General features: G+C 42.8%; 17 protein-coding genes. 9 read left to right on the top strand and 8 right to left on the bottom strand.

All coding sequences use genetic code 11. The features are described from left to right. Positions 1 to 164 precede the first annotated feature (164 nt). The 7 genes from sufS to ydiJ form a co-directional block, all read right to left on the bottom strand. Positions 165 to 1,403, bottom strand: a complete 1,239-nt coding sequence (gene sufS, locus PSE69_RS07960) for a cysteine desulfurase SufS (RefSeq protein WP_004919165.1) — start codon at positions 1,401 to 1,403, stop codon at positions 165 to 167. Positions 1,404 to 1,410: 7 nt separating this feature from the next. Beyond that, entirely contained in the window at positions 1,411 to 2,715 is a 1,305-nt protein-coding gene (sufD, locus tag PSE69_RS07955; RefSeq protein WP_004919163.1) for a Fe-S cluster assembly protein SufD, read from the bottom strand. Next, positions 2,690 to 3,436 carry a Fe-S cluster assembly ATPase SufC gene (sufC, locus tag PSE69_RS07950; RefSeq protein WP_004919160.1) on the bottom strand — a complete coding sequence of 249 codons (747 nt, stop codon included), beginning with the start codon at positions 3,434 to 3,436 and terminating at the stop codon, positions 2,690 to 2,692. The genes sufD and sufC overlap by 26 nt, the downstream gene beginning before the upstream one ends. A gap of 45 nt (positions 3,437 to 3,481) precedes the next feature. Beyond that, positions 3,482 to 4,981, bottom strand: a complete 1,500-nt coding sequence (gene sufB, locus PSE69_RS07945) for a Fe-S cluster assembly protein SufB (protein WP_272675203.1) — start codon at positions 4,979 to 4,981, stop codon at positions 3,482 to 3,484. Positions 4,982 to 4,997: 16 nt separating this feature from the next. Continuing rightward, positions 4,998 to 5,378, bottom strand: coding sequence for a Fe-S cluster assembly scaffold SufA (gene sufA, locus PSE69_RS07940; protein WP_004919156.1), 381 nt, complete (start codon positions 5,376 to 5,378; stop codon positions 4,998 to 5,000). Between the two features lie 369 nt (positions 5,379 to 5,747). Next, on the bottom strand, positions 5,748 to 6,164 hold the full coding sequence (gene menI, locus PSE69_RS07935) for a 1,4-dihydroxy-2-naphthoyl-CoA hydrolase (protein WP_004919152.1): 417 nt from the start codon (positions 6,162 to 6,164) through the stop codon (positions 5,748 to 5,750). Continuing rightward, positions 6,161 to 9,217: a D-2-hydroxyglutarate dehydrogenase YdiJ gene (ydiJ, locus tag PSE69_RS07930; RefSeq protein ID WP_040133064.1), complete on the bottom strand. Its 3,057-nt coding sequence runs from the start codon at positions 9,215 to 9,217 to the stop codon at positions 6,161 to 6,163. Before ydiJ ends, menI begins: the two co-directional genes overlap by 4 nt. Positions 9,218 to 9,486: 269 nt before the next feature. On the opposite strand from ydiJ, the gene ydiK reads away from it, so the two are divergent. After that, on the top strand, positions 9,487 to 10,602 hold the full coding sequence (gene ydiK, locus PSE69_RS07925) for an AI-2E family transporter YdiK (RefSeq protein WP_014658214.1): 1,116 nt from the start codon (positions 9,487 to 9,489) through the stop codon (positions 10,600 to 10,602). A 746-nt stretch (positions 10,603 to 11,348) separates the two neighbouring features. Here ydiK and ppsA read toward each other — a convergent pair. After that, positions 11,349 to 13,724: a phosphoenolpyruvate synthase gene (gene ppsA, locus PSE69_RS07920; RefSeq protein WP_014658213.1), complete on the bottom strand. Its 2,376-nt coding sequence runs from the start codon at positions 13,722 to 13,724 to the stop codon at positions 11,349 to 11,351. A gap of 271 nt (positions 13,725 to 13,995) precedes the next feature. Between ppsA and ppsR the strand changes: the two genes are divergently transcribed. The 8 genes from ppsR (at position 13,996) to PSE69_RS07880 (ending at position 23,706) form a co-directional block, all read left to right on the top strand. After that, entirely contained in the window at positions 13,996 to 14,856 is an 861-nt protein-coding gene (ppsR, locus tag PSE69_RS07915) for a posphoenolpyruvate synthetase regulatory kinase/phosphorylase PpsR (RefSeq protein ID WP_004919142.1), read from the top strand. A 127-nt stretch (positions 14,857 to 14,983) separates the two neighbouring features. Next, positions 14,984 to 16,033 carry a 3-deoxy-7-phosphoheptulonate synthase gene (locus PSE69_RS07910; RefSeq protein ID WP_036940000.1) on the top strand — a complete coding sequence of 350 codons (1,050 nt, stop codon included), beginning with the start codon at positions 14,984 to 14,986 and terminating at the stop codon, positions 16,031 to 16,033. Between the two features lie 217 nt (positions 16,034 to 16,250). Next, complete coding sequence (gene hemP, locus PSE69_RS07905; RefSeq protein WP_004919137.1) at positions 16,251 to 16,436, top strand: hemin uptake protein HemP; 186 nt, start codon at positions 16,251 to 16,253, stop codon at positions 16,434 to 16,436. A gap of 103 nt (positions 16,437 to 16,539) precedes the next feature. Beyond that, positions 16,540 to 18,678, top strand: a complete 2,139-nt coding sequence (locus PSE69_RS07900) for a TonB-dependent receptor domain-containing protein (protein WP_272675202.1) — start codon at positions 16,540 to 16,542, stop codon at positions 18,676 to 18,678. A gap of 114 nt (positions 18,679 to 18,792) precedes the next feature. Next, positions 18,793 to 20,793 (top strand): TonB-dependent hemoglobin/transferrin/lactoferrin family receptor, encoded by a 2,001-nt coding sequence (locus tag PSE69_RS07895; RefSeq protein WP_121875262.1) that lies wholly within the window; start codon positions 18,793 to 18,795, stop codon positions 20,791 to 20,793. A gap of 26 nt (positions 20,794 to 20,819) precedes the next feature. Beyond that, positions 20,820 to 21,869, top strand: a complete 1,050-nt coding sequence (locus PSE69_RS07890; protein ID WP_121875263.1) for a hemin-degrading factor — start codon at positions 20,820 to 20,822, stop codon at positions 21,867 to 21,869. 17 nt (positions 21,870 to 21,886) lie between these two features. Continuing rightward, a complete protein-coding gene (locus PSE69_RS07885) occupies positions 21,887 to 22,708 on the top strand; it encodes a heme/hemin ABC transporter substrate-binding protein (protein WP_004919127.1) in 822 nt (273 codons plus the stop codon). Beyond that, positions 22,705 to 23,706, top strand: a complete 1,002-nt coding sequence (locus PSE69_RS07880; RefSeq protein ID WP_004919125.1) for a FecCD family ABC transporter permease — start codon at positions 22,705 to 22,707, stop codon at positions 23,704 to 23,706. Before PSE69_RS07885 ends, PSE69_RS07880 begins: the two co-directional genes overlap by 4 nt. Positions 23,707 to 23,711: the final 5 nt, after the last annotated feature.

Here is a 23,711-nt window from a genome sequence, read left to right as displayed (position 1 = left end):
TTCCTTAATTAATCACAAATGTCTCTAAGGTTAGTCAACCTGATTCGTTTTCTCTGCTGATTAGCAAATCGTTCAGTTAATAGGAGCAGGGTTAATAAATGAAAAAGCCAATAACATATTGGCTTTTTCAGTCAATGATAACAAAAACAATCAGGCTTTAACGCCTAGCCTAACAATTTTTTAATGCGCTGTAATGCATTGAATAAGGAATCTATCTCTTCTTTGGTCGTATAGATACCTACCGAAGCGCGACACATTGCAGGAACATTATAGCGGTCCATCAATGGTAATGCACAATGGTGCCCAGTACGGATAGCAATACCATATTGATCTAAAAAAGAGCCAACATCGTAAGCATGATGTGTGCCGAGGTTAAATGCAATCACCCCTTCACGTTGATCGTTACCGTATAGGGTTAATGAGGGAATTTCTTTTAATTTTTTAGAAGCATAGGACATCACTTCCTTTTCATAAGCAAAGGCTTCTGCTCTCCCTAACGCGTTGAGATAATCAAAGGCCGCCCCTAAGCCAATAATGGCGCTAACATTGGGGGTTCCTGCTTCAAAACGCCATGGCGCATCCGCATAAGTGATCCCGTTTTTAAGACTGACATGGCGGATCATTGCTCCCCCCCCTTCCCACGGAGGCATCTTATCTAAAAGTGATTTTTTGCCATACAGAATGCCAATCCCTGTCGGCCCATACAGTTTATGCCCTGAGAAAGTATAAAAATCACAGTCTAACTCTTGCACATCAACAACACTGTGCATCGCACCTTGAGCGCCATCGACTAGCACATACAACTCAGCCCCACAATTAGCCGCTAAAGCCCTCGCTTGCTGAATAATCTCTTTAACGGGGTTAACGGTGCCTAGCACATTAGAGATGTGAGTAAAGCTCAATAACCGTGTTTTGGCATCAATGAGTTCACCAAGTTGCGTTAACAGTAACCGCCCATCATCACTAACAGGAATGACCCGAATTTCAAAGCCTATAGATTCGGCTAATATGTACCAAGGTACGATGTTGGCGTGGTGTTCCATCTCAGTAATGACAATATTATCGCCTTTACCGATAAATGTTCGCCCGAAGGTATTGGCAACAAGGTTGATTGCTTCGGTTGTGCCTTTAACAAAAACCATTTCTTCTGCTGAAGAGGCATGAATAAAATCGGCCGCTTTTTGGCGTACCTCTTCCATCATGCTTGTCGCTTGCGCGCTGAGGGTATGTATCCCACGATGTACCGCAGCATATTGATGCAACGTAAACTCGCTCTCTTTTTCAATCACTTGCAGAGGCTTCTGTGCACTTGCTGCACTATCAAGATAGACCAAAGGATGATTATTCACACTTTGGGATAAGGCAGGAAAATCCTGCCTAACTGCTGTTACGTTGTATGTCATACGCGTATTAGACCTCTGCTAAGCGTTGGCGAATATTCGCCATGACGGCTTGTTTGAGTTCTTCATTTTCAATCGACTCAGTCAACTCCGCTGCAAAAGCAATGATAATCATATGTTTTGCGGCTTTACCGTCAATCCCTCTGGAGCGCAGGTAAAATAACTGCTCATCATCAATACGGCCTACCGTTGCACCATGCCCACACTTCACATCGTCAGCATAAATTTCTAGCTGAGGCTTAGTGTCAACTTCTGCTTTATCACCCAATAATAACGTGTGATTGCTCATTTGACCGTCTGTTTTTAAGGCATTTGGTGCCACTTTGATCATGCCATTGAACACGGCTTTACTTCCGTCCATGGCAATGACTTTATGTAATTGCCGGCTTTCACACTGACCTACATTGTGTTCAAGGTAAGTCCGAGTATCGACAATTTCACTGTCTTTTGGCAATAACAAGCTATTGAGTGAAAAATGCCCATTTTCACCCATCAGTTGTGCGCTCGTATGATGGCGCGTTAGTGCTCCACCCAGCAAAAAGCTGCTGCTTAATACTTGGCTATCGCGACCAACCACGATGTCATTATGAGCAAAATGCTGAGCCACATTGTTTTCGTTATTCAGTTTGAAGTGCTGATATTGCGCATTATCCCCCACTTCAACTGTTAAACGGCCCCCAGTAAAATGGGCTTTATCGTTAAAACTGACAAAATGCTCGATCACTTGCGCTTTGCTGTTTGCATCTAACGTGATGTGATAGCGATATTGGCTAGTATTCACCGTATCGCCATCACTACCGCTGGATATATTCAGTAGATAAAGGGGCTTTTGTGCAATTTGATTTGCACCTAGGTGAATAACAATTGGCTGTTGAGCAAGACTTTCCGTTAAATGCAAAAAGATCTCACTATTAACCGCATCGGGCAGCATATCTTGGCTATCTAATAGCGCAACTTGAAATGGCCCCATATCGATAGAGCTAAGTGTTGAGCTATAGCGGCCATCAACAAGTACGATTCGATAGGCATCAATCGGAAGCGCTAAAGCTTCACACGCTTTTTCGTCAAGATCTTGTTCTGCAAAACGATAATGTGTATTCAATACCGAATGCAACGGCGTATAGTGCCAATCTTCATGACGAAAAACCGGTAAACCGACTTGTTTAGCTTTTTCCCAATGTGCCGCCGCATGATGCGATTTCGCCCCAGAGCGTTGCTCAAAAAGTGTTGCAAAACGCGCCATCGCTTGCTCATTTAATGCAGCTACCTGAGCACGTTTTCCTGCTCTTTCACTGTTGGTCAATAAGCCAGCCATAACCTTGCTCCTCCAGTTTTTTCGCCAAGCTGAAATCACCTGATTTGATGATTTTCCCCTGATACAGCACATGCACAAAATCAGGTTTGACGTAATCCAGAATGCGCTGGTAATGCGTCACAATGATAAATGAACGGTCTGGAGAGCGCAGTGAATTGACACCATTGGCAACGGTTTTCAGTGCATCAATATCTAACCCTGAGTCAGTTTCATCTAAGATGCAGAGTTCTGGCTCAAGAGCAGCCATTTGCAGAATATCATTACGTTTTTTTTCACCGCCGGAGAAGCCCACGTTAACAGAGCGTGTCAATAAATCTTGAGGCATCTCCAGTAAGTTAATTTTATCTTCAATAAAATCTTGGAAATCAAAACGATCTAAAGGTTCTTGCTGACGATATTCACGAACCGCATTGACGGCCGTTTGGAGGAAGAATTGGTTACTCACCCCTGGAATTTCTACTGGGTATTGGAACGCTAAGAAGATACCCTCACCAGCTCGCTCTTCTGGGTCCAACTCTAGCAAATCTTTACCTTTGAAAATGACTTCGCCACTGTCGATGTCATACTCTTCACGACCAGCGAGTGTTGCAGATAACGTACTTTTACCTGAACCATTCGGACCCATAATGGCGTGAACCTCACCCGGTTTCACTTCCAATGATAAGCCCTTTAATATTTCATTGCCTTCTACACTTACATGTAAATTTTTAACACTTAACATATCAACATGCCTTTAGCGCTTTTGCGCATATAAACCTGATTGTGATCAGCCCACACTGTGCTCTAGGCTGATTGCCAGCAATTTCTGTGCTTCTACCGCAAACTCTAACGGAAGTTCCGAGAAAACGTCTTTACAGAAACCATTTACGATCATTGAAATCGCATCATCTTCACTAATTCCACGCTGTAAGCAGTAAAAAAGCTGATCTTCACCAATGCGAGAAGTGGTCGCCTCATGTTCTAGCTGAGCGGTGTTATTTTTGACTTCAACGTAAGGGAATGTGTGTGCTCCACACTGAGTACCAATAAGCATCGAGTCACATTGAGTGAAATTGCGTGCATTATGTGCGCTTGGTAAGATTTTCACTAAGCCGCGATAGCTATTTTGGCTTTTACCCGCTGAGATACCTTTAGAGATGATCGTCGAACGCGTATTTTTACCAATATGGATCATTTTAGTGCCGGTATCGGCTTGCTGGTTACCGTTTGTCAGTGCCACAGAGAAAAACTCACCAACCGAGTTATCCCCTTTTAAGATAACACTTGGGTATTTCCAGGTGATCGCAGAACCCGTTTCAGATTGAGTCCATGACATTTTCGAATTCTCACCTTCGCACAGCGCACGCTTAGTCACAAAGTTAAGAATACCACCTGCTTCACTGTCGCCACCGGAGAACCAGTTTTGAACCGTTGAGTATTTCACTTCTGCATCTTTATGGATGATGACTTCGACGACCGCAGCGTGTAACTGATAGCTATCACGGACAGGTGCTGAACAGCCCTCAATGTAGCTGACATAGCTTCCTTCGTCGGCGATCAAAATCGTCCGTTCAAATTGCCCTGTTTTTGCAGCATTAATACGGAAGTAAGTGGAAAGCTCCATCGGACAACGTACCCCTTTCGGGATATACACAAAAGTGCCATCCGATGCCACCGCCGCATTGAGCGCAGCAAAGAAGTTATCGTGACTAGAAACGACAGTACCAAGGTATTTTTGCACCAACTCAGGGTACTCTTGGATAGCTTCACTGAATGAACAGAAAATAATGCCGTGTTTAGCAAAATCATCACGATATGTTGTAGAAACAGATACTGAGTCAAAAATAGCATCGACCGCCACGGCCTTCCCTTCACGAACAGGAACACCGAGTTGGTTGAAGGCCTCTTCAACTTCAGCCGTTAGATAATTATTGGTTTCTGTAACACCAGTTCCTTGCTTCGCACCGGATTGTGACCCGCAACTGTCATCACAAGAACCGCAAGATGGCGCTGAGTAATAGCTGTAGTCTTGATAATCTAAATTTGGATAATGGGCTTTTAACCAGTGTGGCTCTTCCATTCCTTTCCAGTGATGATAGGCATCAAGGCGGAATTTTAGCATCCACTCTGGCTCATTACGTTTTGCAGAAATCGCTCGGACAACATCTTCGTTGATCCCTTTAGCCATTTCATCTGTGGCGACATTCGTAAAAAAGCCTTCTTTATAACGCTGGTCATTTAGCCAGCTTTGAACTTCATCGCCAATTTCTACATTGCTCTGAGACATAATCTGACTTCACATATTAAACACCGAAGCTTTCACCACACCCACAGGCATGTTGCGCTTTCGGATTATTGAATTTAAATATCCGATTAAGCCCTTCTTGGACATAATCGACAACTGTACCATCGATAAATGGCATGGCTTCTTTAGGTACATACAGACGTGCACCATCATGTTCAAAGAGTAAATGATCCTCTGTTGGGTTCTCGATCATCTCGAAAACATAGCCAAAGCCAGCGCATCCAGACTGTTTAACACCCAGCGAAAGCCCTTTAGTTTCAGGATTTTGCTCCATCAATTTTTTGATTTGTTTCGCCGCGCTATCAGTTAGGCTGACACCTTGCCAATTCGTTTCGTCTATAGAAAAAGTTTCTACGCTGTCATTCACATTTGCAGTCATATTGACCCCACAATTCTCATGGCTTTTCAGCCAGTTATCAGGAGATTAACTCCGTTTATCCTATGGTAACGATAACCTTTGTCACTTCAACCATTTGTTTTGAAAGGTTATACCTATTCTAGCTCATTTTTTACGCATTTTGCGCTTATTTATACGCCATCGCGTGTAAAAATGTACACTAACTCATTAAAATATAACGATTAAAAAAAGTTACATTTTTTTTAATATTATGTACTCATCAATACACTTAAATGGCACAAATTAATAAAGATACATTTATTATACAACTTAATCGGCAAGACAAAAATTGAAATTCTGATGAAATTGTTGAAGGAACCTCAACCCTATTCGAGTTGAGGTTAATGGGTATCAATCGGAGAGTACCGCGGTCGTTAAACGAGAAGTACAACACAGTTGCCCTTTCTCATTGAAAATATCAATATTCCATACCTGCTGGCGGCGCCCTAGGTGAACAGGCTTACAAACGCCTTTCACTACACCTTGGGTTGCCGAACGAATGTGATTAGCATTAATTTCAAGGCCAACAACACGTTGTTCCCCTTCACTGCATAGGTAACCTGCTATTGAGCCTAATGATTCCGCCAGCACAACAGAAGCGCCCCCATGTAATAAACCAAATGGCTGTTTTGTTCGTTGGTCGACAGGCATAGTGCCTTCAAGGTAATCATCACCATACCCCGTGATCTCAATACCTAGATGGCCTAACATACAGCCTTTGGCCATTTCTGCCATGTGGTCAAGCGTAAATTTACGTCTCCAAATCATTCAACTATCTCCAATAACGCCTGTATAGGGTGTTTTATTTGTGTATTTTCCATACGTTTTACTTGGCTGCGACATGAATACCCTGTGCTTAAACAACGCTCTTTGGGTAATTTCTCTATCGCGGGTTTCCACGATAAATTATAGATACCTTTCGAGTTTTTGATATTCGCCACTTCATGACCATAAGTCCCAGCCATACCACAACACCCTACACTGATGTTTTTAAGCTCTTGACCATAACGTTTAAACAAATTTGCCCACTGAGTCGCACTATTTGGCAATGCGGTTGTTTCCGTGCAATGACCAAAGAAATACCATGGGGCAGACGACACCTGACGATGCTCGGTAGGCTCAGGCAATGTCACTAGCCACTCATGAGCAAGTTGTACGGTAAAACGGCACTGCTGCGCCCCTAAAATCTCACGGTATTCATCGCGATAACACAACACTAATGCAGGATCGACGCCAACCATAGGTAACTCTAATTTGGCGACCCGATTTAGAAAATCAGCGGTTTTCTGCGCTGTTTTGGCAAAGCGAGCAAGGAACCCTTTGACATGTTGTGCCTTACCATTCGGTGAAAATGGTAATAAAACAGGTTTAAAGCCCAATTTTTCGATTAATTTGACAAAGTCCGCCACGACTTTTGCATCGTAATAACTGGTGAATGGGTCCTGTACTACCAACACATGGTTTTCACGTTGTGCAGGAGACATCGACTCTAACTGCTCCAGCGTCACTGTCATCGCCGCATGCCCTGATAGCTCTTGCTTTAAGGTAGGTTGAGAAAACAGCGGGAGATCGACCATTCCGATCGTCTGCTCACTTAATTTCTGTACCCATGGCTGACGTAAGAAAAAGTTAAATACACCCGGCGCTTTCGACATCAAGGGGGCGCTATTTTCCACTCCCGCCACAATATGATCCCGCACAGGCCTTAAATATCGGCTGTGATATAGCGCTAAAAATTTGGCTCTAAATGAAGGCACATCGATTTTGATCGGGCATTGTGTTGAGCAAGCTTTACAAGCTAAGCACCCAGACATCGCGGCTTTAACTTCATGAGAAAAGTCATAATCCCCTTTTTTCGCCTGCCATGTATTGCGTGTTTTCTCAATCAAGCCGCGTAGTGATGGACGGTTTTCTTGTATTCCTTTTTCTAAGCTTTCTGGCGTGACGCCTTGGTTAGAAAGAAGCCGTAACCATTCACGAACGAGGGTCGCACGCCCTTTTGGCGAATGGATCCGCTGTCCACTTATTTTCATTGATGGACACATAGGGCTTTTCACATCAAAGTTAAAACATAGCCCATTACCGTTACACTCCATCGCCCCACGGAACGTTTGGCGTACCTGTACAGGTATTTGGCGATCATAGGTGCCTCGCTTAACTGCATCCACCTGTTTCATTGGCGCATCAATACCGGCTGGCGGACAGATTTTACCTGGATTCAGACGGTTATCAGGGTCAAAAGCGGCTTTGATATTCCGTAACTCGTTATACAACACTTCACCGAAAAACGCCGGGCTATATTGAGCGCGGAACCCTTTACCGTGCTCCCCCCATAATAACCCGCCATATTTGGCAGTCAGCGCGACAATGTCATCTGAAATTTGCTTCATCAACACTTCTTGTTGCGGGTCACACATATCTAAAGCAGGACGTACGTGTAAAACCCCCGCATCCACATGCCCAAACATCCCGTAATTCAGATTGTGGCTATCCAGCAGTGCTCTAAACTCTACTATGTAATCCGCTAGGTGTTCAGGTGGTACGCAGGTATCTTCAACAAATGGGATCGGTTTAGCAGCCCCTTTACTATTTCCTAATAAACCAACCGCTTTTTTACGCATATTGTAAATACGGTTGATGTCATCCAAATCATGACAGACTTGATAGCCAATCACACCCGCTTGGTGATTGGCCATTAACTCATCTAAACGCTGGCACAGGCTCGTGGTTAAGTGATTGATTTCGTCCTCATCATCCCCACTAAATTCAACAATATTAAGGCCCAGCATCTCTTTGTTTGGTACATCGGTGATTAATGCTTTCACGGAATGCCAAACGATATCTTCCCGTGCTAAATTCAGTACTTTTGAATCGACGGTTTCGACAGACAGAGCTTTTGCCTGCACCATAAACGGCGCATTACGTAGTGCAGATTCAAAAGAGTCATATTTAACGTTCACCAAACGGCGTACTTTTGGTAAAGGGGTAATATCCAACGTGGCTTCGGTAATAAAAGCCAGTGAACCTTCCGACCCCGTTAAAATACGCGTCAGGTCGAATTCACTAAGGTCATCATTAAACACATGACGTAAATCATAGCCCGTTAAAAAACGGTTCAATTTTGGAAATTTTTCTTCAATCAAAGGGCGCTGCTCTAAACAGCGTTCAAGTACGGTTTTGTAGATACGCCCTGTGACAGAATCCTCTGACGCAATCGTTTGGGCGAGTGCGATAGGCATAGCGCGTGTTTCAAGGCATTCCCCTCCCAGCAAAACCGCTTTAACACCCAGCACGTGATCTGAGGTTTTACCGTACACCAAAGAGCCTTGCCCCGATGCATCGGTATTGATCATCCCCCCTAATGTGGCTCGGTTACTGGTGGACAACTCAGGTGAGAAAAAATAGCCATAGGGTTTGAGAAATTGGTTTAGTTGATCTTTCACCACACCCGCTTCTACTTTAACCCAGCCCTGTTCAGGGTTAATTTCTAGAATGCGGTTCATATAACGTGACATATCAACCACAATCCCTTCGGTCAATGATTGACCATTCGTTCCTGTGCCACCACCTCGTGGGGTGAAGGTTAATTCTCTGAATTTTTCTAATCCGGCAACACGGGTTATAATTTGGACATCCGCACTCGAACGAGGAAATACCACCGCCTGAGGTAATAATTGATAAATGCTATTATCGGTCGCCATTGATAAGCGTTCCGCATAGCTAGTGCCATTATCGCCTGTAAAGCCATGTGCCTGTAGTTGGTGCAGAAATTCAATAACTAGTTTACTTAAATGAGGTGCTTCAGTTATACGCGGGATCATTATTAACGATGACTCTTGTTGTTTAGTGTTCGCATTACTCGTTATGTACTATCTTTATTTTAAGTAGCACAATAGTGCCTGATTGGTTTACGGAGCTTCCCCCTGCAAAACCCGTTTTCCTTAAAGAAGGTACAACCGCTGATGACATTGTCAGTGATGGAACCATATCACAATATTGTTTTTTTTGATCGTGAAAAAGAAATTACGTTATTTTCACCTGAAAAAATGGCTCACTTGCAGTGTTTTTATTTGTTAAGGATTAGGCATTAATGGAAAAATCGCAAAAACGTCTCGACTTACCCAAACTTATTTTTGGCTTCGCATTTATCATTTTAATGATAGCGGCCTGTTTTTGGGTACTGAACCCGTTTATTCTTGGTTTTGTATGGGCTGGTATGATGGTGATAGCAACATGGCCACTACTCCTACGCATTGAAGCAAGGTTGTGGAACAAGCGTTGGTTGGCGGCTTTAGTCATGGTCTCCTTAATACTTTTACTATTCGTTATACCGCTGGGTATTCTTATTGGCAGTATTATTCAAAATAGCACTCCGCTAATTGAACTCGCTAAGTCACCTAACAGTTTGCGCTTGCCTGATCTAGAATGGCTTAACAGCGTCCCTTTCGTTGGTGAAAAAATTTATTACGCTTGGCATAGTTTGGTTGCTAGTGGCGGTAATGCACTGTTAGCCAAAGTCCAACCCTATTTAGGACAAGCTGCTGGTTGGTTCCTCGCACAAGCCATCAATGCCGGCCGTTTTATGTTCCATCTTGCCTTAATGTTGCTATTTAGCGGTTTACTCTACCTTAAAGGCGAATCTGTGATGTTAGGTATCCGCCATTTTGCCGTTCGATTAGCAGGGATACGTGGCGATGCAGCGGTAGTCTTAGCCGCACAGTCAATCCGCGCCGTTGCATTAGGTGTCGTCGTCACCGCCCTTATTCAAGCTATTGTTGGCGGTGTAGGGCTTGCCTTATCGGGTATCAGTTATGCGGCTATCTTAACCGTTCTCCTCTTTATCTGCTGTGTTGCTCAGCTTGGCCCGCTACTGATTATGGTACCATCCGTCATTTGGCTATTCTGGACAGGGGATACAACATGGGCAATCATCCTCGCTGTTTGGGCTGCTGTTGTCGCAACTATGGATGGCGTTTTACGTCCATGGCTGATCAAAATGGGGGCTGACTTGCCGATGGTGCTCATACTTGTTGGGGTTATCGGTGGTATTCTCTCCTTTGGTATGATTGGCTTGTTTATAGGTCCGGTCGTACTTGCGGTGTCATACAGTCTATTAAAAGCCTGGATGAATGAGGTCGCCATACCAAATGAAAACCTTGAAGAAACAGAAAAGTTTCTCGAAGAAGAGTTTATGAGTAAAAAATAAATTTACTTTAAACTAACCAACAGTATGCTCTCTATTAAGCATACTGTTGGATTATCGATTATGTTCATTAATATTTAGAAACAATATTTAACAGACTAATGTTAGTATTCAAGCTCATTTGTGATATTATCTTTTTCGTTGAAACGAATTCTCTTTATGATACAGCGACTAATAAATATATTAAGAGTGTTCTTAGTGATTATAATTTTTAATTAATTTATTATCTTCACATCGAATTACGTTTTGATTAATACGAATCTCAATATCATGCTTATTTAATTTAATGCGTGATTATCCCAATAGAATTGCTGTGTGTAGTCTTTGCCTGTCAGCCCATGATAGGCTTTTTTTTTATTTTTTTCTCAACATGAATTTTGTTCATCATCCTAGGCCTCGCCGGCTGGCCTGCAACTAAGGCAATGACTTCATCTTTTATTACTCCCATTTTGAGTAAGTAATATCACCTTATAATTCTTTATATAGTTATTTATATAGCATCACTTATTGATTTAACTCAAAATGATTAACACTAATGGATCGGTTTATTAACTTTCTAATATTACTTAATCCGTGTAAACACCTATTAATTCTCATCCAGTATTTAAATTTACTTATATTAGACATTAATTAATAACTGATAGCTTCTATTGAAGTTGACAATCGGTATATTCAATTTGATTTATAAAAAAAGCCGACAATTATAATTGTCGGCTTGAGACTCTCGTCTTAAATAATAGATTAATTCATTATGAATCAGCTAATTTTAACCAAGTTTGTACAACGGTATCTGGGTTAAGAGAAAGACTATCTATTCCCTCTTCAACTAACCATTGCGCAAAATCTTGATGATCCGATGGGCCTTGACCACAAATACCGACATATTTGTTTTGACGTTTAGCCGCTTGAATCGCCATCGATAACATGGCTTTTACGGCATCATTGCGTTCATCAAATAGCTCAGAAACGACCCCAGAATCCCTATCTAAACCTAAGGTCAATTGGGTCATATCATTAGAGCCAATAGAGAAGCCATCAAAATGTTCAAGGAATTGGTCTGCCAGTAATGCGTTTGATGGGATCTCACACATCATAATGACTTTCAAGCCGTTTTCACCACGTTTGAGGTCATGCTTCGCTAATTCAGCCACTACGGCTTCCGCCTGAGCGACAGTCCGCACAAATGGGATCATCACTTCAACGTTTGTTAGCCCCATCTCATTACGTACCCGCTTAACGGCTTCACACTCAAGAGCGAAACAATCTCGGAAGCTATCTGAGACATAGCGCCCTGCTCCACGGAAACCTAACATTGGGTTCTCTTCTTCCGGCTCATAAATATCCCCACCGACAAGGTTGGCATACTCATTAGATTTAAAGTCAGAAAGACGCACGATAACCCGTTTTGGCCAGAATGCTGCCGCTAACGTCGAAATCCCTTCAGTCAACTTACCAACATAGAATTCAATGGGATCATCATAACCTGCCATCATGGTGCGAATTTCATTTTGTAGCTCAGGAGTTTGTGAATCGAACTCCAGTAAAGCTCTTGGGTGAACACCAATCATTCGGTTAATAATGAATTCTAACCTCGCTAAGCCAACCCCTTCGTTTGGTAAACAGGCAAAATCAAATGCACGATCTGGGTTACCCACGTTCATCATGATCTTGACATCAAGCGCTGGCATTTCGTCAACGGCGGAGCTATGAATTTCAAATCCTAGCTCACCTTCATAGACAAACCCTGTATCCCCTTCAGCACAGGAAACAGTCACCTGACTATTTTCCAGCAGGCGCTCTGTCGCATCACCGCAGCCGACCACAGCGGGGATACCCAATTCGCGGGCAATAATCGCCGCATGGCAGGTACGACCGCCACGATTGGTCACAATCGCAGCCGCTTTTTTCATGATAGGCTCCCAATCTGGGTCTGTCATATCAGTAACGAGTACGTCGCCAGCTTGGATCCTATCCATCTCATTTAAGTTATGGATCACTTTAACATGGCCTGAACCGATACGATGCCCGATAGCACGCCCTTCAACCAACACATTCCCTTGTTGTTTTAATTGGTAACGTTCCATCACTTGTTGATTCGAGCGAACGGTTTCTGGGCGAGCCTGAACAATGTACAGACGCCCATTATGCCCATCTTTAGCCCATTCGATATCCATTGGGCGACCATAATGTTTTTCAATCTGTAATGCTTGGCGCGCCAGCTCTTCAACTTCGTGATCAGTCAAAGAGAAACGATTGCGTAGTGCTTCTGGCACATCTTCAATCTGTACTTGCTTACCGTGCTCTTGACTGTTCGCATAAACCATTTGTAATTTTTTCGAGCCAAGAGTACGACGCACAATAGCTGGACGATTATTCAGCAAGGTGGGTTTATGCACATAAAACTCATCTGGGTTTACTGCCCCTTGCACAACCATCTCGCCTAAGCCATAAGCTGAGGTGATGAAGACGACTTGGTCGAACCCTGATTCAGTATCAATGGTGAACATCACGCCAGAAGATGCTAAATCTGAGCGCACCATTCTTTGAACACCCGCGGAGAGTGCCACTCCACGGTGGTCATAGCCTTGGTGGACACGATATGAAATCGCGCGGTCATTAAATAAGGAAGCGAATACGTGTTTAATAGCAACCAATACAGCATCGATGCCTTGAACGTTCAAGAAAGTCTCTTGCTGCCCTGCGAATGAAGCATCAGGCATGTCCTCTGCTGTTGCAGATGAACGTACAGCAAACGAGGCATCTTTTTCACCTTCAGACAGTGTTTGGTATGCCGCACGAATATCACTTTCTAACTGTGGTGTAAAAGGGGTGTCGATAACCCATTGACGGATCTTTTCCCCCGCCGCAGCGAGTTGATTAACATCATCAATATCCGTTTCATCTAGCAGCTGATAAATGCGCTGATTCACGCCGCTCTGCTCAAGAAAATCATTAAACGCCTGTGCGGTTGTCGCAAATCCGTTAGGTACGGATACACCAAGATCGGACAGGTTGGTAATCATTTCACCGAGCGAGGCATTTTTGCCGCCAACACGGTCAACATCATTCATCCCTAATTGGTTATACCAAAGTACATTACACGGAGTGAGGCCATTTGTGGACATTGAAAGCGATCCTTTATCTTTATCTAGCAATTTAGTGACAAGGTACAAATCGTAAAAAATCTCATTGGCGATAATTCGCCTCACGAAATAGACTAGCACAGACAATATCTGAATATAGACTGGTGAATCGTTCCAACTAGCAAGAAAAAATTTTTGTTCTAAAAATTGTTCAAATATTGGCTATACTTTCCCCTATAAACTATTTTTTAAACTTTAATCAAATATAATATCTCTCTAAAACCAACGAAAAATACAACAAAAGACACTATATATGAGCGAAATAACCGCAACTAATCATAAAACAAACCTCACAGAACGAACTGTTTTTTTTATTTCAGATGGAACCGCAATAACCGCAGAAACGCTAGGACATGCTGTTTTGTCGCAATTTCCCTTAGTTTTCAATTCCTATACGCTACCTTTTGTCACCACAGAAGCACGTGCGCAGGAAATAAAACAGAAAATTGATACGATTTATCAAGAGACTCAAAACCGTCCACTGGTGTTCTATTCCATCATTTCCCCCTCCGTAAAAAAAATTATTACCGACAGCGCCGGTTTTTGTCAGGATATTGTGCAAACCTTGGTTGCCCCTATTCAGCAAGAAGTGGGGTTAGAGCCTGAGCCTAAACTCAACCGTACCCATGGCTTATCGCTACAGAATATCAATCAATATGATGCTCGCATTGCTGCTATCGAATACACATTAGCCCATGATGACGGTATTTCCTTGCGCAACCTAGACCAAGCACAAGTGATTTTGTTAGGCGTCTCCCGTTGTGGCAAAACCCCTACCAGCCTCTATTTAGCCATGCAATTTGGTATTCAAGCCGCTAACTATCCATTTACGGCAGACGATATGGATAACTTGCAGTTACCCGCTGCACTACGCCCTTATACGCATAAATTATTTGGTTTGACGATAAGCCCGGAAAGACTAGCCGCTATTCGTGAAGAGCGACGTGAAAACAGCCGCTATGCATCATTACGTCAATGCCGCATTGAAATTGCTGAGGTCGAGGCACTATTTAGACAAAACAAGATCAACTATCTCAATACAACCAATTACTCAGTAGAGGAAATTTCTGCCAAAGTCATTGACACGATGGGGCTAAAACGGCGTATCTTTTAGTCGAAATGTATTTTTTAAAAAATCTTTCATTCAATCTCACGTTGTAGGTTGAATTCGAGCCATTTTCGTTTATTGTGATCCTAATCACTGATACGGCTCTGCCTATTAAAGCTTTTGAGAAGAAAGAATGCAAAAAACTGATGAACTACGTACTCAGCGTGTGGATAGCTTAATTACCCCACAGACACTCGCTGACGAATTTCCTATTTCTGAGAAAGTGGCTGAAAACGTGACAGCGTCACGTAAACGGATAGAGAAAATTTTATCGGGGGAAGATCCCCGTTTATTGGTTATTGTTGGCCCATGCTCTATTCATGATATTGATGCGGCTCTGGAATATGCTAATCGGCTGAATGTCTTACGTGAACGCTATCAAGACCGTCTTGAAATTGTTATGCGTACCTACTTTGAAAAACCCCGTACCGTTGTAGGTTGGAAAGGCCTGATCTCCGATCCTAATTTAGATAACTCTTGCCAAGTCAATACGGGGATACGGCTCGCCCGCAAATTACTTATTGATGTCAATCAGCTTGGGCTACCTACCGCAACAGAATTTCTCGATATGGTCACAGGGCAATATATTGCTGATTTGATCAGTTGGGGAGCGATTGGCGCAAGAACAACAGAAAGCCAAATCCATCGAGAAATGGCATCGGCACTCTCTTGCCCTGTTGGTTTTAAAAATGGTACTGATGGCAATATCCGTATTGCTATCGATGCCATCCGCGCAGCCAGCGCTCAACATATGTTTTTATCGCCCGATAAAAGTGGCCAAATGACCATCTACCAAACCAGTGGTAACCCACATGGCCATATTATTATGCGTGGTGGAAAACAGCCTAACTACTCTGCCGGAGATATTGCAGCGGCTTGTGATAAGCTACGTGAATTTGAATTAGCTGAACATTTAGTCGTTGATTTTAGCCATGGTAACTGCCAAAAAATCCACCGTCGCCAACTTGAAGTCGCCCGCGATATTGCCGAGCAAATCAAAGGCGGTTCGACCGCAATTAGTGGTGTAATGGCTGAAAGCTTCTTACTTGAAGGCACTCAAAAAATTATTACAGGTCAACCTCTAACTTACGGGCAATCCATCACAGACCCTTGTTTAGGCTGGGATGATACCGAGCAACTCATTGATATCTTGGTCCAAGCAGTAGAAAGCCGCTTTAAATAAGCTGACATTTTATTCCCCCACCGACTCTTTCACTCTCTTTGATAGGAAAGAGTCGAGTTCCTTTCCGCATAAATATTCACCAAATATTGACCTAAATCGATAAGCAACTCATGCATTGTAGTGATTTTGTCATCTAAATGTAAAAACCCCTTGATGTTACTTAGCAACTTAAATATAATGATTCTCACTCTTAGTTTTATTATCAATTGGGCCAAATATGACTGATAACATCACTAAACCACCTATTGAAAATATCGCCAACTCAACCCTTCCGCCCGTAAAAGTTGACGTTATAGATAGTCATCAATTATTAGGCTCTGAAGGTAAATTAGCGATCCAACATCGCGGCGAGATATACCAGTTAAGGCAGACTCGTGCTGGTAAACTGATTTTAACCAAATAGTTTTTATTCAAAATTTATTCACAGCAAGCCACCCAGATCTTGTATCAAGGCAGCCAGCGATATTCACCACATAAGGAAAGCATTTCCTATGGAGTTTAAACTGATGTCTGTTACACCCACCATATCGTTAAATGGATCAAAAATAACCGTTTCCGCACTTGCGACAACACTCGCTATTTCAGGATTTAGCGCGGTTGCAACAGCAAAAAAGACGATAGGTGATACTGTTCATGTTACGACCCACCCTTTTCATCACGAAAATATTGCGGTGGCCGAGCAAGTCGATGTCATTGATGCTCAAGCCCCTGAATATCAATCAGCAAGCTCTGCCTTAGATTTATTAAAAGGCCAACCCGGTATTTTTGTTTCTGGTACTGGTGGAACCTACGGTCAAGAGGTTCATCTACGTGGCTATGATTCTCGTGGTGTAAAAATCACGGTGGATAACGTCACTCAAGATTTTAATTCTGGGTTATACAATGCGACATTTATTGACCCGTCACTGGTAAAAAAAGTCTTTGTCCATAAAGGTGCTTCATCCGTTGCTCATGGAAGTGGCGCGCTAGCGGGTGTCGTAGCGATGAAAACCGTGAATGCAAAGGATTTATTAAAGCAAGGGCAGGCATTAGGAGGCCGCGTTTTCAGTGGGGTCAACCGCAATGACCACAGCTACCTTGCCGGGGCATCGGTATATGGACATACTGGCCCTCTGGATATGCTATTAAGTTATAGCCAACGTAAAAAATATTCACTCGCATCTGCGGATTTTCCAACTCAAGATAATCATGAGAAAGTGCATAATTGGTTATTAAAAACCACTTGGTATGCATACCCTAATTATCATTTAGCCTTACAGCTACGTGATTATCGTAATGATGGGTTAGGTCTCAAACAACCTACAGTAAACAACTCCGCTGATACGCGTTTTAAAAACACGCCCCACGAGCGCGATAGCCACCAGCGGGATGTTTCAATTAGTCAATATATTACCTCAAACCGTTTCCCTAACTGGCAAGCAAATTGGGATCTGTACTATACCGACCTCTCTTTGAGTCAGTTAGATAGAGAAAAAGCTAAGGCTGATAATCAATATCAACGCGAAAAGCGTACGCAATATACCTATGGTACCAAATTGACTAATCACTTTATTGTTCCTATTGAGGGCTGGGTGAATAACCAAATAGAAAGTGGTATCGAGTATTATCAACAACAGCAAAAACCCAATAAACACGCGATCAGCTACCCCCCTGCTCGACTAGCTAATATTTCGGGCTGGGTTAACAATGATATGACGTTACACCACCTGCCTATTACACTCTCAGCAGGAACCCGTTTCACAAGCTATGAAGCTTCACGTCAAGGGTTTGCAAAAAATAGAGACACGAATTGGTCGTCACGTTTTGCGGTCAGTATCACGCCGGCACATTGGTTAAACCTATACTCCTCTTACTCCGAAGGTTATCGGACGCCTCGTATGGCAGAGCTGTATAACAATTCTAATCACTTTTCGGTGATGGGCGGCTGGCTAACTTCCGATTTTAGACCTACGCCTGACTTACAACCTGAGACAAATAAAACAGTAGAAGTTGGTTTAAAAGCAAGTTTTGATGATCTGTTATCAAATGGCGATGAACTGCAATTTGGGTCAACGTATTTTGATACCAAAGCGAAAAACCATATTGCCGTTGAAGGTCGTTACACCAAAAAATACCATTTCATGAAAGGGCAATATCAATGGTTCCCTAATGAAATTTATTTTAGCAATGTTCCTTCCGCCACCATTCGAGGTATTGATAGCTTTATTCGCTACAAAACCCACTGGTTTGATTTAAATATCAGTCATAACAAAACAACAGGTAAAGAGGACGGCACAGGCTATTCTCTCTCTTCCATTCGCCCTGAAACGCTACTCATTCGCTTCAATGCCCCCATTGCAACTACTGGCCTTAGTCTTGGCTGGGTAGGTGAATTTGCGGCTAAAACACAGTTCCAAGGCAATGCTAAGTACCAATTAAAACAACATAAATCTCAGCATGGACTCGATCGTTACCATAAAGAAGTCATCCAGTATGCAGGCTATAGCCTTCATGACTTTTATGTGAACTATCAAGCTGACCAATTTATAAAAGGGTTGAATACGACATTAACGATGAAAAACGCCTTTGATCGTCAATATGTCTCTTCGATGGGGGTTCCCCAAGAAGGCCGTAATTTCTATTTCAATGTGAGTTATCAATGGTAACCATTTAATAATTATAAAATAAATAATACTCGCCGGTTTGTTTCCCTGCATACAGATTTAGGCAAAATCGAAACTTAGGGAGCAAACCGGTAACACTTTATGGAGTATAACAATATGTCTCATGTTTTACGTTTATCCGTTCTGACAAGCGCAATACTTTCCGTTATGGCAAGCGCTCATGCAGAAACAACACCATCAAATCGCAATGATGTGATGACCGTCTATGCAACAGGTACTGAAAGAGATAGCTTCGATGCCCCAATGATGGTCACTGTGATCAAAAATGACTCACCTGAAACAAAAACGGCAAGTACGGTCAACGATATCTTGCGTAAAATTCCGGGGATCGGTGTTACTGGTACTAGTCGCACTAATGGTCAAGATATCTACATGCGTGGTTTTGACCGTCGCGGTATTTTAACCCTCGTCGATAATGTACGCCAAGGTACTGATACTGGTCACGTTAACGGCACATTTATTGATCCTGCACTGATAAAACAAGTCGAAATTGTTCGTGGCCCTTCAGCTCTACTGTATGGTAGCGGCGCGATGGGAGGTGTGATCGCTTGGGAAACCGTAGATGCTAAAGATCTATTACGTGAGGGTCAAAACAGTGGCTTTCGTGTCTTTAGCCAAGCTGCTACAGGGGATCATAGCTTTGGTTTTGGCGGTACATCTTTTGGGCGTACTGAGCAATTTGATGGTTTGTTTAGTTTTGTTACCAAACAAGTCGGAGATGTTCGCTTAAGCAATGGCGATGATATGGAAAACAAAGAAACCATCTCAAACCTACTCGCCAAAGGGACATGGCAGTTTGATGATAAGCAAAAGCTATCAGGGCAACTGCGCTATTACAATAACAATGCTTATGAACCCAAAGACCCACAACAAATCGATATTACTAAGGATAATCTAAAGGTTAACCGCACTACACGTCAACGTGATGCCCAAGCGACTTACCAGTTAAACCCAGAATCAAACGATTGGTTAAATCTTAAAGCAACCACTTACTATTCTGACGTTAATATTACCGCTAAAGGTAAAAATACTCACTATGAAGGCCGTACCCAAAAAACTTATGGTCTGAAAGTTGATAATAAAACACACTTGTATGATTTACCTATCGCAGCCCATAACTTTACTTATGGCGGCGAAACATACAAACAAAATCAAACACCTTACGCTTCAACAACGCAATTCCCTGATGCTGATATCACCTTTGCTTCAGGTTTCTTGCAAGATGAAATCGCCTTAAAAGATTTACCTGTATCGTTTATTGTTGGCACTCGCTATGACCATTATAAAGCAACCGCTAAAGATAATGAGGACGTGAAAGAAGGCAAATGGTCTTCTAAAGGCGCCGTTAGCATTACACCAACAGACTGGTCAATGCTATTTGCCTCTTATTCAGAAGCTTTCCGAGCACCTTCTATGATGGAAATGTATAACGATGAAATTCATTTCCAAATGGGCCCAATAGTAAATAAATGGCGACCAAATCCGAATCTCAAACCAGAGTCTACACGTACTGCTGAATATGGGGTTGGGCTACGGTTTGATGATCTATTCACTGAACGTGACAATCTACAATTTAAAGCAAGTTATTTTGACACTAAAGCAAAAGACTATATCAATACCTATGTGAACGTTGACTTTAGAAATCCTCAGAATAACTACACAACCTCCATCAATACAAAACGAGCTAAAATTTGGGGTTGGGATGCTTCAATGGACTATAAAAACGACTATTTGGATTGGAATTTAGCTTATAACCACACCGAAGGTAAAGATGAATCAAATGGTAAATCAATTACCTCCATTAAACCTGACTCGCTAACCAGCAACCTTAACGTACCAATTTCAGACAGTGGTTTTTCTGTGGGTTGGTTAGGTGAATTTACTCGTCATACCGATTTCAACGATGCATCCAAAGCACCGCGCCAAGCAGGCTACGCTGTTCATGATTTTTACGTTAGCTACCAAGGTGAAGGCCAATTAAAAGGCCTAGGAACCAGTGTCGTTTTAGGCAATGCCTTCGATAAAGAATACTACTCGTCACAAGGCGTCCCTCAGGATGGGCGTAATGCCAAGCTGCTCGTCAGCTTCCAATGGTAATTTATAGTTAATTAAGGAGATACACTGTGAGTTCAACACTTTTCGGGCGTTACCAACAAGCAAAAGCAGAAAACAAAGCAAAATACGCTCGTGATCTGGCTGCCTACCTTAATGTTTCAGAAGGTGAACTATTGCATTGTCGTGTAGGTCATGACAAAGCACAAAGACTGAATGTTGATGCCCCAACACTACTGAAAGCGCTAGCATCTGTCGGTAAAGTTAAGGCCATCACCCGCAATGAGTATGTCGTTCATGAGCAAGTTGGTCGCTATGACAATGCAAAATTTAGCGACCATGCAGGGTTAATTTTAAATCCACGCGCCTTAGACTTACGCATGTTCTTCTCTCATTGGGATGCCATTTTCACGCTGACTGAAGATTCAAAAAATGGTGAACGCCATAGTATTCAATTTTTCGATAAACAAGGCGATGCGCTGCATAAAGTCTATACTACAGATGAGACTGATATGGCGGCATGGAACTCTCTCATTGCACAATATGCAACGTCAGACAATCCACCTCTTGCTATTGAAGCCGCTGTGCCATTCTCTGAGCAGCCAATCAGTGATGAATTGAAACAGCAGCTAGAACAAGAGTGGCGCAACATGACCGATGTCCACCAGTTCTTTATTTTATTGAAAAAAAATAATCTTAGTCGCCAACAAGTCTTCCGTGCCGTTAGTGATGATTTAGCATGGCAAGTTCCTGTTGATTCATTCAATCAATTAGTCAATACCGCGTTTAATGACCAAAATGAAATCATGATTTTTGTCGGTAATCGTGGCTGCGTGCAGATTTTTACTGGTCAATTAAAACGCCTTATGCCATATCAAGCAGAAGGTTCGGACATTAAATGGCTCAACATTTTTAATCCAGACTTTACGTTGCATATGATTGAAAACGGCGTTTCAGAGTGTTGGGTAACACGTAAACCTACTCAAGATGGTTTCGTAACAAGCCTTGAAGTCTTCGATAAAGACGGTAATCAAATCGTACAAATGTACGGGCAACGTACTGAAGGTACTCCAGAGCAAGAACAATGGCGTAATCAGGTTATGGCGCTACCGCACATTTAATCGTTAGGTAAATAAAAATGAAACAATGGCTTCTAATTGCAGTGACATTAATCATGAGCTTTTCCGCTCAATCAGCCGAACGGATCATCACGTTAGGTGGTGATGTTACGGAGATTGTTTTTGAACTTGATGCAGGCGCTCAAGTGGTTGCTCGAGATAGCACCAGCCTTCATCCTGCTCAAGCTGTTAAGCTACCCGATGTCGGTTATATGCGAATGCTCAACGCTGAAGGTGTGCTTTCTATGCGCCCAACGCTTGTGCTTGCCAGTGAACTAGCAAAACCCTCAATGGCACTTTCCCAGATAGAAAAAAGTGGTGTAAAAGTCATCAAGGTGACTGGTAAGCCTGCATTAGAAGCCATTCCAGAAAAAATTACAACGGTGGCTAATGCTGTCGGTAAAACAGAACAAGGTAAACGGTTAGTTGAGCAATTTAATCAACAGATTGCCAAAGTAAATACCTCACCCATAGATAAAAAAATTCTGTTTATCATGAGTCATGGTGGCGTAATGCCGCTTGCTGCGGGGCAGCAAACCGCTGCGGATAGTCTTATCAAAGCGGCGGGAGCTAAAAACGCCATGAACGGGTTTAATAGTTACCGCCCATTATCACAAGAAGGTGTGATTGCAAGTCAACCTGATTTGATTATCGTCACCCATGAAGGCATCAAATCATTAGGTGGTGAAGATAAAGTCTGGAAATTGCCAGGCCTGGCAATGACACCTGCCGCAAAAAATAAGGCACTAATCGTTGTTGATGATATGGGAATGCTTGGATTTAGCCTTGGTACCCCTAAAGTCATGCAACAGATACGCGAGGCATTAGAGAAGTTTCAATGAGTCGAATTAAATACCCTCTGTTCGCTATCATTGCGTTATTGTTCGTTTTGATGGCGATAGCCTTACTTGCCTCCAACGCTGGCGCAATGAATGTATCGTTTAAAACTCTGTGGCAGACGCCTGCCACAGACCCTCTTTGGCAGATCTGGCTCAATATCCGGCTACCACGTATTTTGTTAGCGATTTTAGTCGGTCTTGCTCTTGCTGTTTCAGGTGCCATCATGCAGGGGTTATTTCGTAACCCGCTTGCTGATCCCAGCTTATTAGGGATCAGCAGTGGCGCGGCCTTATGTGTCGCTGCATTTATTGTATTCTCTTTTTCATTACCTACCGCCCTACTTAACTATGGGCATATTGGCGCCGCTTTCGTCGGCAGCCTTATTGTTTCAATTATTATTTTTAGCTTAAATCGCTACTCAAATGGGAATTTAGCACGCTTACTTCTCGCTGGGATTGCGATCAATGCCTTGTGTATGTCATTCATCGGCGTACTAAGCTATATCAGCGATGACCAACAGCTGCGTACTTTTAGCTTATGGATGATGGGAACACTTGCGAATGTCGACTGGACTTCCTTAACGATTGCCGCCAGTGTTATCTTACCGACCTGCTTTGTCTGCCTTTGGCAAGGTAATAGACTTAATCTACTGCAACTAGGTGATGAAGACGCTCACTATCTCGGGTTAAATGTGGAGCGAACAAAATTTATTTTACTATTCCTTAGCGCCTTACTGGTAGGTTGTGCTGTTGCAATGAGTGGCGTGATTGGTTTCGTCGGCCTCGTGGTGCCCCATTTAATCCGTATGACGCTAGGCCCTGATCACCGCTGGCTAATACCTGGCTCTGCGATTGTTGGAGCGACCTTACTTTTAATTGCCGATACCATTGCTCGAACTGCGGTTTCTCCTGCTGAAATTCCTGTTGGATTACTAACAGGGCTCATTGGCGGGCCTTACTTTTTATGGCTAATTTTACGTCAACCAGCAGGGAGAGTTTAAACATC

The organism is Providencia sp. PROV122 (assembly GCF_028482365.1).
Lineage (GTDB): Bacteria > Pseudomonadota > Gammaproteobacteria > Enterobacterales > Enterobacteriaceae > Providencia > Providencia stuartii.
This window is presented reverse-complemented; position numbering and strand designations above follow the sequence as displayed.